The 10,200-nt window shown below is 66.2% G+C and carries 7 protein-coding genes; 5 read left to right on the plus strand and 2 right to left on the minus strand.

Annotated elements, in window-relative coordinates:
- Positions 1 to 408, minus strand: a 408-nt coding sequence (locus RSA25_RS17620; protein WP_332810131.1) for a transglycosylase domain-containing protein, incomplete at its 3' end; no start/stop codon positions are given.
- Positions 409 to 487: 79 nt separating this feature from the next.
- On the opposite strand from RSA25_RS17620, the gene RSA25_RS17625 reads away from it, so the two are divergent.
- The 3 genes from RSA25_RS17625 (at position 488) to RSA25_RS17635 (ending at position 5,681) form a co-directional block, all read left to right on the plus strand.
- The gene (locus RSA25_RS17625; RefSeq protein WP_332810132.1) at positions 488 to 1,384 is read left to right on the plus strand and encodes an Hsp33 family molecular chaperone HslO; all 897 of its coding nucleotides are present in this window, start codon (positions 488 to 490) and stop codon (positions 1,382 to 1,384) included.
- Between the two features lie 119 nt (positions 1,385 to 1,503).
- Entirely contained in the window at positions 1,504 to 2,361 is an 858-nt protein-coding gene (locus RSA25_RS17630; RefSeq protein ID WP_332810133.1) for a hypothetical protein, read from the plus strand.
- Positions 2,362 to 2,810: 449 nt separating this feature from the next.
- Positions 2,811 to 5,681, plus strand: coding sequence for a TonB-dependent receptor (locus RSA25_RS17635; protein ID WP_332810134.1), 2,871 nt, complete (start codon positions 2,811 to 2,813; stop codon positions 5,679 to 5,681).
- 149 nt (positions 5,682 to 5,830) lie between these two features.
- Here RSA25_RS17635 and RSA25_RS17640 read toward each other — a convergent pair whose 3' ends face one another.
- Positions 5,831 to 6,433 carry a TetR/AcrR family transcriptional regulator gene (locus RSA25_RS17640; RefSeq protein WP_228884169.1) on the minus strand — a complete coding sequence of 201 codons (603 nt, stop codon included), beginning with the start codon at positions 6,431 to 6,433 and terminating at the stop codon, positions 5,831 to 5,833.
- A 165-nt stretch (positions 6,434 to 6,598) separates the two neighbouring features.
- Here RSA25_RS17640 and RSA25_RS17645 point away from each other — a divergent pair, with 165 nt between their 5' ends.
- Both RSA25_RS17645 and RSA25_RS17650 read left to right on the plus strand, forming a co-directional pair.
- Entirely contained in the window at positions 6,599 to 7,519 is a 921-nt protein-coding gene (locus tag RSA25_RS17645; protein ID WP_332810135.1) for an alpha/beta hydrolase, read from the plus strand.
- Positions 7,516 to 9,996, plus strand: a complete 2,481-nt coding sequence (locus RSA25_RS17650) for an acyl-CoA dehydrogenase (protein ID WP_332810136.1) — start codon at positions 7,516 to 7,518, stop codon at positions 9,994 to 9,996. The genes RSA25_RS17645 and RSA25_RS17650 overlap by 4 nt, the downstream gene beginning before the upstream one ends.
- Positions 9,997 to 10,200: the final 204 nt, after the last annotated feature.

The following is a 10,200-nucleotide window of genomic DNA, read 5'->3' on the forward strand; positions in this document are numbered from 1 at the left end:
GTTCTTGGCCACCTGCTGGCTGATCGTGCTGGCCCCGCGCAGGCGCCCGCCCTTGGCGTTGTGGTCGCGCGCCTTCTCGATCGCCTGCAGGTCGAACCCGTTGTGCGCGGGGAAGCGCTGGTCCTCGGCGGCCACCAGCGAAATGGGCAGGCTGGGCGCCATCTGGTCCAGGTCGCGCCATTGGTAGTGCAGGCGGTAATCCCGTTCGCCCTCGCCCAGCGCCTCGCCATACCGCCACAGCATCACCGTGGACAGCGGCGGATCGATGAAGCGCAGCACCAGCACCTGCAGCACGCTGAACGCGGCAAACAGCACCGGCAGCCATAGCAGGCGCTTCCAGCGCCAGCGTCGCGGGCGCGACGGATCCTGGCCCGGTTCGGCCTTGAGGTTGCTGCGCTCTGCCCCCATTAGTGGTGCATCCTTTGCTTGCACGGTGGTCGGCGCATTATCCGGCAACCGGCCCCTCTTAAGCGCAGCCACCGAACCGATGACCGCCCAATCCGACACCCTTGTCCGTTTCCTGCTTCCCGATGCCGGCGTCCGCGGCGTGCACGTCCACCTGGATGCCACCTGGGGCGAGATCCTCTCCCATGCCGTGTATCCGCCCGCCGCGGCCGAACTGCTGGGCGAAGCCAGCGTGGCCTCGGCGCTGTTCACCGGCCACACCAAGGTGGACGGCCGGCTGTCGATCCAGCTGCGCAGCAGCACCGCCCTGCGCACCCTGTTTGCCGAATGCACGGCGGCGGGCACCCTGCGCGGCATCGCGCAGATGACCGACGGCGGCGGTGATGCACCGCGCGACCTGACCGCGCTGGGCGACGACGCGCTGCTGGCCATCACCATCGAGAACCCGGGCCTGGACCCGCGCGAGCCGCAGCGCTACCAGAGCCTGGTCGGGCTGACCGCCGCTGGCCTGGATGAAGCCTTCGAAGACTATTTCCGCCAGTCCGAGCAGTTGCCCACGCGCCTGCTGCTGGCCGCCGACGGCGAGCGCGCCGCCGGCCTGCTGCTGCAGAAGCTGCCCGGCGACGAGGGCGACCACGATGGCTGGTCCCGTGCCAGCGCGCTGTTTGAGACGCTGGGCAAGCAGGAGCTGCTGGACGTGCCCGGCGGCGAACTGCTGCACCGCCTGTTCCACGAAGAAAAGCCGGAACTGCTGGGCGAACGCCCGCTGCGCTTTGCCTGCTCGTGCTCGCGCGAGCGGGTGCAGGGCATGCTGGAGTCGCTGGGCGAGGCCGAAGCCATCGCCGCGGCCGAGGCGACCGGCGCGGTGGACGTGCGTTGCGAATTCTGCGGACAGGAGTATCACTTTCCCTTGACGGAACTGGCCATACTGTTCCGGGACGCCGGCGTATCTTCACCGGCACCTGAACGGCTTCAGTAATTGCCGCACGAGTTTTGTTCTGGGGAGAACCAAGACTTGTTAAGAAATCATAAACGCCCTAGGATCAGTGTCCCGCTTCGGCGGGAACTTGTGCTCACCCCTGCTGTCTGAGAGTTCCCATGCGCACCCTTCTGCGTCTACCGCTGGCCTTCGTGATCGCCCTCGCCGCGATCCCGGGCGCGCATGCGCAGAGCAAACCGCGCCAGGACAGCACCGTGCTGCCGATCTGGAACAAGGGCAGCGGCAAGGTCGAAGCGCTGCTGTACCTGGAACCCACCGGCGAACAGACCGCCGGCGCCCGCTGGCATTTCGGGCGCAGTTCGCTGGACGCGGCCTTCGGGCTGTCCTCGGGCGATTCGCTGGGGCTGCTCTGCAACAGCAGCCGCGGCACCAGCATCAGCGGCCTGGCCAGTCATTGCATGCTCGCCAGCCTCGGCGATGACGACGACAACACGCTCAGCCGCCGGGTGACCGGCACGGCCGCGTTCAACCGGCCCGGTGGCCGCGTCGGCATCACCGCCGGCAGTGGCCGCGACACCCTGCCGGCCTGGCTGGCCGGCCCGAACAAGTCCCCGGCGCTGCGTGCCGAGCAGAACGACCTGACCGTCTTCGGCCAGAAAAACATCGGTCGCGAAGGCTTCGTGTCCATTGGTGGCACCTATGCCAAGGCCCGCCTCGTTCCGCTGTCCGATGCCTCTCCAGCCCTGGTGGACCGCTGGGACAGCAAGAGCCTGACCATCGGCGCCGGCTACGGCAACTTCAGCGGCAACATCGTCGGCCGCGTGGTCGACGTCCCCGGCCAGCCCGGCAAGTGGGAAGGCCTCGGCGTCGGCCTGACCTGGCGCACCCCGTGGAGCGGCCAGCTCACCGTTGGGGCGGAAAATGTGGTCACCCGCGGCAAGAACCCATTCGCCCCGCGCAACGAGAGCACCGACGAAGGCACCGTGCCCTACGTCCGCTACGAACAGGATCTGTAACCCAGGCGCCCTGCGCGCCAGGTGGCAGAAAGCAGAAACGCGCCGGGAGGCGCGTTTTTTGTGCCTGACGGCCGGGGCGAGCCACGTTGCGAAAGGGCGTCCAACGCCTCGGGATGTCATGGAATGGCTTATTGCGTCAATGCACACACGTGCCCAAAGGCGTGAACGGACACGCATTGATACAAAACGTGACAAATCAATTGCAACTATTTTCTTCATCACGCGTTAACAATCGGGACAAATCCTTCCTGAGCGATAGGTGATGTGATTGATTTGGAAGGAATTTGCGAAGCCAGAAGTCGTTCACAGCCTTTATTAACGCTACTTTAATTCTTGGGAATCCGCAGTTACTATCGAGTCAGCCTCGTGGTTCTTGGCGCTGCTGCTTTGGCGCCGCTACAGGCAAACACCCCAGTGAATACCCAAGATTCCCTTGGAGAGAGAGAGCAATGAACTTTAAGTCCAACAAGCTGCGCGACGCCGTCATCGTCGCGCTGGTTGCGAGCGCCGCCGCCGGCGGTACCGCCCAGGCCCAGGAAGCGGCAGGTGCAACCAACCTGGATCGCATCCAGGTCACCGGCTCGCGCATCCGCTCGGTCGATGTCGAAACCGCCCAGCCGATCTTCACGGTCTCCTCCGAGGAGATCAAGAAGTCCGGCCTGGTCAGCGTGGGCGACATCCTGCAGAACCTCACCGTCTCCGGCACCCAGACCTTCAGCAAGGCCGCCGTGCTGACCTCCAACCCGGAACAGGGCGGCCAGTACGTCAACCTGTACAACCTGGGCGAGCAGCGCACCCTGGTGCTGGTCAACGGCAAGCGTTGGACCTCCAGCCTGGCTGGCTTCACCGACATGTCGACCATCCCGGCCTCGCTCATCGAGCGTATCGAAGTGCTGAAGGACGGCGCCTCGGCGATCTACGGCTCCGACGCCATCGCCGGCGTGGTCAACATCATCCTGCGCACCAACTTCGAAGGCGCGGAAGTGTCGGCCCTGATCGGCCAGAACGGCCGTGGCGACGGTCAGAAGGAAGCCTACTCCTTCACCCTGGGCGCCACCGGTGAGCGCTCCTCGATCCTGTTCGGCGCCAGCTACACCAAGGAAGATCCGGTCTTCTCCAAGGACCGTGCCCTGACCCGTACCACCTACGGTCCGGACCACCCGCTGGATGCGCTCAGCGCGACCGGCCCGTGGGGCCGCTTCACCTTCGGTGGCAACACCTACATCCTGAACCACACCGGTTCGTATGACGGCCAGGGCGTGGGCGCTGATTCGCGCGATCTCGCCAACTACCACAACGCCGTCACCGTTGATGACCGTTTCAACTCCACCCAGCAGATGATGCTGGCCCAGGAGACCGAAACGAAGTCGATCTTCACCGCCGGCAGCTTCGACATCAATGACTATGTGACCTTCAAGTCCACGGTCATGTACTCCGAGCGCAACTCCGAGCGCCAGGTCGCCGGTTACCCGCTGAGCGCCAACGCACAGCCGACCTACCCGGTCTACATCAGCGGCCAGAGCTACTACAACCCGGTCGGCCAGGACATCACCAACTGGTTCCGCCGCACGATCGAGATTCCGCGCATCTCGCGCAACGACGTGAAGAGCTATCACTTCGATGCCGCCCTGGAAGGCGCGTTTGAAGTGGGCACCCATGGCTGGAACTGGGATGCCGGCATCAACTACAACAAGTTCGACGTCACCCAGATCAGCACGGGCAACTTGAACCTGCTGGCCCTGGAAAAGGCCCTTGGCCCGTCGTTCCTGAACGCCCAGGGCGTGGTCCAGTGCGGCACCGCGGCCAACCCGATCGCGCTGGGCACCAGCCTGTCGGCTGGCCAGTGCACCCCGTTCAACATCCTGGGCGGCCCGTCGGCCTCCACCGCCGACGCGCTGAAGTACGTCAACACGCTTGGCCAGGGTACCCAGCAGAGCGTCAGCAAGCAGTACTTCGCCAACATCACCGGCGGCCTGTTCGACATGCCGGGCGGCGCAGGCGAATTCGCGTTCGCAGCGGGCGTCGAGCACCGTGAAGTGAGCGGCTATGACAACCCGGACCAGCTGTCCAGCGCCGGCTACACCACCGATCTGGCTGCAGGCGCCACCGCCGGCAAGTACAAGACCGACGAAGTCTACCTGGAGCTGATGATCCCGGTCCTGAAGGACCTGCCGTTCGCCAAGGAACTGTCGTTCGACGTGGCCAGCCGCTACTCCGACTACGATCGTTTCGGCGACACCACCAACAGCAAGTTCAGCCTGACCTGGAAGCCGGTCGAAGACCTGCTGGTGCGTGCCACCTACGGCAAGGGCTTCCGCGCCCCGACCCTGGACGACACCTTCGGTGGCGGTTCGCAGACCTTCGATGACCTGACCGATCCCTGCGATGCGCGCTTCGGCCAGCTGGCCAACCCGGTCGCCGCCGCACGCTGCGCCGGCGAAGGCCTGGCTCCGACCTTCCGCCAGACCGACAACGCTGGCGTGCCGGTCACCGGGCGTGAAACCCAGGGCAATGCGCCGTTCCAGGCTGGCGTGGGTAACGCCGACCTTGAGCCGGAATACAGCAAGACCCGTACCGTGGGCCTGGTCTTCAGCCCGCGCTGGATCCAGGGTCTGGACTTCTCGCTGGACTGGTACAAGATCAGCATCTCCAACGTCATCACCGCCGTGGGCGCGACCTACGTGCTGAACCAGTGCTACAACGGGGTCACCTCGTTCTGCAACTACAGCCGTGACGCCACCACCGGCCAGATCGTGACCCTGAGCCGCGGCAACGCGAACCTGGGCGCCCTGGAAACCGAAGGCTACAACTTCGTCGTCAACTACCGTCTGCCGGAATTCGCGGCCGGTCAGTTCTCGCTCCGCCTGGACAGCAACTACCTGGTGGCGCTGCGTCAGCAGTCTGACGACGGCGCACCGTGGGACGACTACGCCGGCTACTGGAACTCGCCGCGCGTGCGCGCCACCCTGGGCGTCAACTGGGCCAAGGGTGACCTGTCGGCCAGCTGGAACCTGCGCTACTACGGCGGCTACCGCGACTTCTGCTACGACGACGACTCCTGCAACGACCCGAACTACCTGACCCCGAACAACGGTTGGGGCGGTGGCGTGGGTGCCAACAAGAAGGGCTCGATCAGCTTCCAGGACGTCTCGGTGACCTGGGCTGCCCCCTGGAACGGTTCGGTCACCGTCGGTGCCCGCAACGTCTGGAACAAGCAGCCGCCGATCACCTACTCGCTGACCAACAACAGCTCGTCCTCGATCGATCCGATGCTGGACTACGACCGTTACGTGTTCATGCAGTACACCCAGCGCTTCTGATCGCCGCTTCCCGCGATCTGATGTCCTGAAGCAACGGCCCCGAAAGGGGCCGTTGTCTTTTCCGCGTCACCCGCGCAGGCCCGCCCGATGCCGCGCACGAAAAAGGCCGCGTTTCCGCGGCCTTTCTGCATTGCCACCTGGCAACCGGCTCAGCCGATCGGGATCAACGTCTCGATCACGTGTTCCACGTAGGCCTCGAAATCCTCGCGTGCCTGCTTGGGCTGCTGCAGCTGCAGCGACAACTGCAGGAAGCCGACATAGGCCGCATAAGCCAGCCGCGCGCGGTGCTGCGCATCGGTGCGGCTCAAGCCGGCCTGGCGGAAGGAGGCCACCAGGTATTCCAGCCGGCGATGCGACACCCGGTCGATCACCGGGCGCACCATCGGGTGGTCCAGCGCCTTGAGCAGCTCGCTGTAGATGATGTGCGGCTGCACTTCGTGGGCCACCACCTGGAACAACTGGCGCAGGCGCACGCGCGGGTCCGGCACGTCTTCCAGGCTGCCGAACACCTGCTCCTGCTCGAACAGCTCCCAGCGCTCCAGCGCGGCCTGCAGCAACGCATCGCGCGAGGGGAAATGCCAGTAGAAACTGCCTTTGGTGACCCCCAGGCGGCGGGCCAGCGGCTCTACCGCCACCGCGCCAACCCCTTGCTCTGCGATGAGGTCCAGGGCGGCCTGGGCCCAGTCTTCCGCGCTCAGGCGGCTGTTGCGGCCGGCACGGGGCTCGCCGGCGGAAGCTTCAGGTTCATTCATGCTGTTGATTTAACCATACGCCGGGGTCCGTGTCCGCCGATTGACGCGTCATCACACACGCCAGCGCCCGCGCCACCGGGTTGCGCACGGCTTGGCCCCGCTGGCCCCGGCCCTTCCATACCGTGAAGTATTGACATGCTCCCGGGCAGGTCCATACTAGCGAGTATGGTCACCTCTTCTCCTACCCTGCCCCGTTTTGACGATGCGCGACTGACCGGTGCGCATGACGCCGTGCTGGCCGTGACCCGGTCCACCCCGGGCCGTCGCGGCACGGTGCTGTTCGCCCACGGCTTCGGCCAGACCCGGCACGCCTGGACGGCCACCGCACAGTCGCTGGCCGCGGCCGGTTACCAGACCCTGGCCTACGACGCCCGCGGGCATGGGGATTCGGACTGGAATGCGGCCACCCTGCCCTATCACGGCGAGCAGTTCGCCGACGACCTGATCGTGCTGGCCGGCGAACAACCGCAGCCGCCGATCCTGGTCGCCGCCTCGATGGGCGGCCTGTTCGGGCTGCTGGCCGAATCGCGCTGGCCGGGCCTGTTCTCGGCGATGGTGCTGGTGGACATCACTCCGCGCTGGGACACCGTCGGGGTCGAGCGCATCCTGATGTTCATGACCGCCCACCCGGACGGCTTCGCCTCGCTGTCGCAGGCCGCCGATGTGATCTCGGCCTACCTGCCGCACCGCCCGCGCAAGTCCGATGACGCGCTGCGCGCGCTGCTGCGCGAGGATGGCCATAGCCGTTGGCGCTGGCATTGGGACCCGCGCCTGGTGGCCGAACTGGCGCGCGACAGCGAACAGCACCAGGACGCGCTCGCCGAAGCGGCGCGCCAGGTGAAATGCCCGTTGCTGCTGGTCAGCGGCGGGCGCAGCACCCTGGTCACCCCGCAGACGGTGGCCGAGTTCCTCGCGTTGGTGCCGCATGCGCGCCATGTGCAGTTGCCGGAGGCCACGCACATGGTCGCCGGTGACGACAACAACGCCTTTACCGCTACTGTGTTGGACTATCTGGACGTGTTGCCCTCGGCCTCCGCCGTGGCACAGTCCGCCACTACCGAGCACGTCACCGGAGCACGCTCATGAGCATTGTCGTTCCCTTCCTGGCCATCCTGCTGGCGGGCGCCATCGTCGCCTACCACCGCGGGCGGCTGATCACCTGGACGATCATCAGCGTCGCGCTGCTGGCCGCCTGCTGGTTCATCCCCTACGTCAACCAGACCGCCACCCTGGTCGCCGCGGCCATCGTCGCGGTCATCGCCGTGCCGCTGCTGCTGCCGTTCATCCGCAAGCCGCTGCTCACCGCGCCGATGATGAAGGTGTTCCGCAAGGTCCTGCCGCCGCTGTCGCAGACCGAACGCATCGCCCTGGAAACCGGCTCGGTCGGCTTCGAAGGCCAGCTGTTCACCGGCGACCCGGACTGGAACATCCTGCTGAACTACCCCAAGCCGCAGCTCACCGCCGAGGAACAGGCCTTCCTCGATGGCCCGGTGGAAGAGCTGTGCCGGATGGTCAACGACTGGGAAATCACCCATGTCTACGCCGACCTGCCGCCGGAGCTGTGGAGCTTCATCAAGAAGAACAAGTTCTTCGGCATGATCATTCCGAAGGAATACGGCGGCCTGGGCTTCAGCGCGCTGGCCCACCACAAGGTGATCCAGAAGCTGGCCTCGGTGTCGAGCGTGGTCAGCTCCACCGTGGGCGTGCCCAACTCGCTGGGCCCGGGCGAACTGCTCAACCATTACGGCACCCAGGCGCAGAAGGACCAGTACCTGCCGCGCCTGGCCGATGGCCGTGAAGTGCCCTGCTTCGGCCTGACCGGCCCGTTCGCCGGTTCCGACGCCACCTCCATTCCCGATTACGGCATCGTCTGCAGGGGCGAGTGGAACGGCGAGCAGGTGCTGGGCGTCAAGCTCACCTTCGACAAGCGCTACATCACCCTGGCCCCGGTGGCCACGCTGATCGGCCTGGCCTTCCGCATGTACGACCCGGACGGCCTGATCGGCAGCACCCGCGACATCGGCATCACCCTGGCACTGCTGCCGCGTGACACCGCCGGCGTGGAAATCGGCCGTCGCCACTTCCCGCTCAACTCGACCTTCCAGAACGGGCCGATCCGCGGCAAGGACGTGTTCATTCCGCTCACCCAGCTGATCGGCGGTGCCGAGAAGGCCGGCAAGGGCTGGAACATGCTCAACGAGTGCCTGGCCGTGGGCCGCTCGATCACCCTGCCCTCCACCGCCAGTGGCGGTGCCAAGGCCGGCGCGGTGGTGACCGGTGCGTATGCCCGCATCCGCAAGCAGTTCGGCCTGTCGGTCGGCCGCTTCGAAGGCGTGGAAGAAGCACTGGCCCGGATCGGCGGCAAGGCGTATGCGATCAGCGCGCTGTGCCAGGCCACCGCTGCCGCCGTCGACCGCGGCGACGTGCCGTCGGTGCCCTCGGCGATTGCCAAGTACCACTGCACCACCATGAGCCGTGAAGTGATCTCGGACATGATGGACGTGATCGGCGGCAAGGGCATCATCCTGGGGCCGCGCAACTTCGCCGGCCGCAGCTGGCAGGCCGCGCCGATCGCCATCACGGTGGAAGGCGCCAACATCATGACCCGCAGCCTGCTGATCTTCGGCCAGGGTGCGATCCTCTGCCACCCGTGGGTACTGAAGGAAATGAAGGCCGCGCAGGATCCGGACACCCGTGCCGGCCTGCAGGAATTCGACCGCAGCCTGTTCGGGCACATCCGCTTCGGCATCTCCAACGCGGTGCGTTCGTTCTGGCTGGGCCTGACCGGCGCGCGCTTCGGTGCCGCCCCGGGCGATGCCTACACCCGCCGTTACTTCCGCAAGCTGGACCGTTACTCGGCCAACCTGGCGCTGATGGCCGACATCTCGATGATGACCCTCGGCGGCAAGCTGAAGTTCAAGGAATCGCTGTCCGGGCGCCTGGGCGACGTGTTGAGCCACGTCTACATGACCAGTGCGATGCTCAAGCGCTACCACGACGAAGGCGCGCCCACCGCCGACCAGCCGCTGCTGGCCTGGGCCTTCCATGACAGCGTGCACAAGATCGAGGAGTCGCTGTCGGCAGCGCTGCGCAACTTCCCGATCCGTCCGATCGGCTGGCTGATGTGGCTGCTGATCTTCCCGTTCGGCCGTCGCGCCGAAGCCCCCGGCGACCGCCTGGGCCACCGCGTGGCGGCGCTGCTGATGGCGCCCAACGAGGCCCGCGACCGCCTGGCCAACGGGGTGTTCCTGACCCCGTGCGAGAACAACCCGGGTGGCCGCATCAACAGCTACCTGTCCAAGGCGATCATGGCCGAGCCGGTGGAGCGCAAGTTCATCAAGGCGGTCAAGACCAAGGGCATCGAAGCGCTGGACTTCGTGACCCAGCTGGACGAAGCGGTGGCCGAGGGCGTGATCACCCAGGACGAGCGCACCCTGCTGGAAGAGCTGCGCGCGCTGACGCTGGAAACGATCACGGTGGACGACTTCGATCCGCACGAGCTGCGCGCGGCCAGCTACTACGACCGCGAGCGCAAGGACGCACCGTCGCAGGAAGCGGCCTGATCCACGCGATGACGTAACCAGAAACGGCGGACTTCGGTCCGCCGTTTTTTTTGGTTCTTTGCCCCGCTGCTGGATTCTGCCGTTGTGGCGCATGAAGCATTGCGAGTGCCGGCTCTGTCTCGCGGGGTGGGGGTGTGCGGGTTCGCGGCACACGCTGCAAGTCCCGCTCTGCGGCCCGTACCCGCCCCACGCGACAAGGCATGC

The sequence above is a fragment of the Stenotrophomonas sp. genome (assembly GCF_036662295.1).
Classification (GTDB): Bacteria; Pseudomonadota; Gammaproteobacteria; order Xanthomonadales; family Xanthomonadaceae; genus Stenotrophomonas.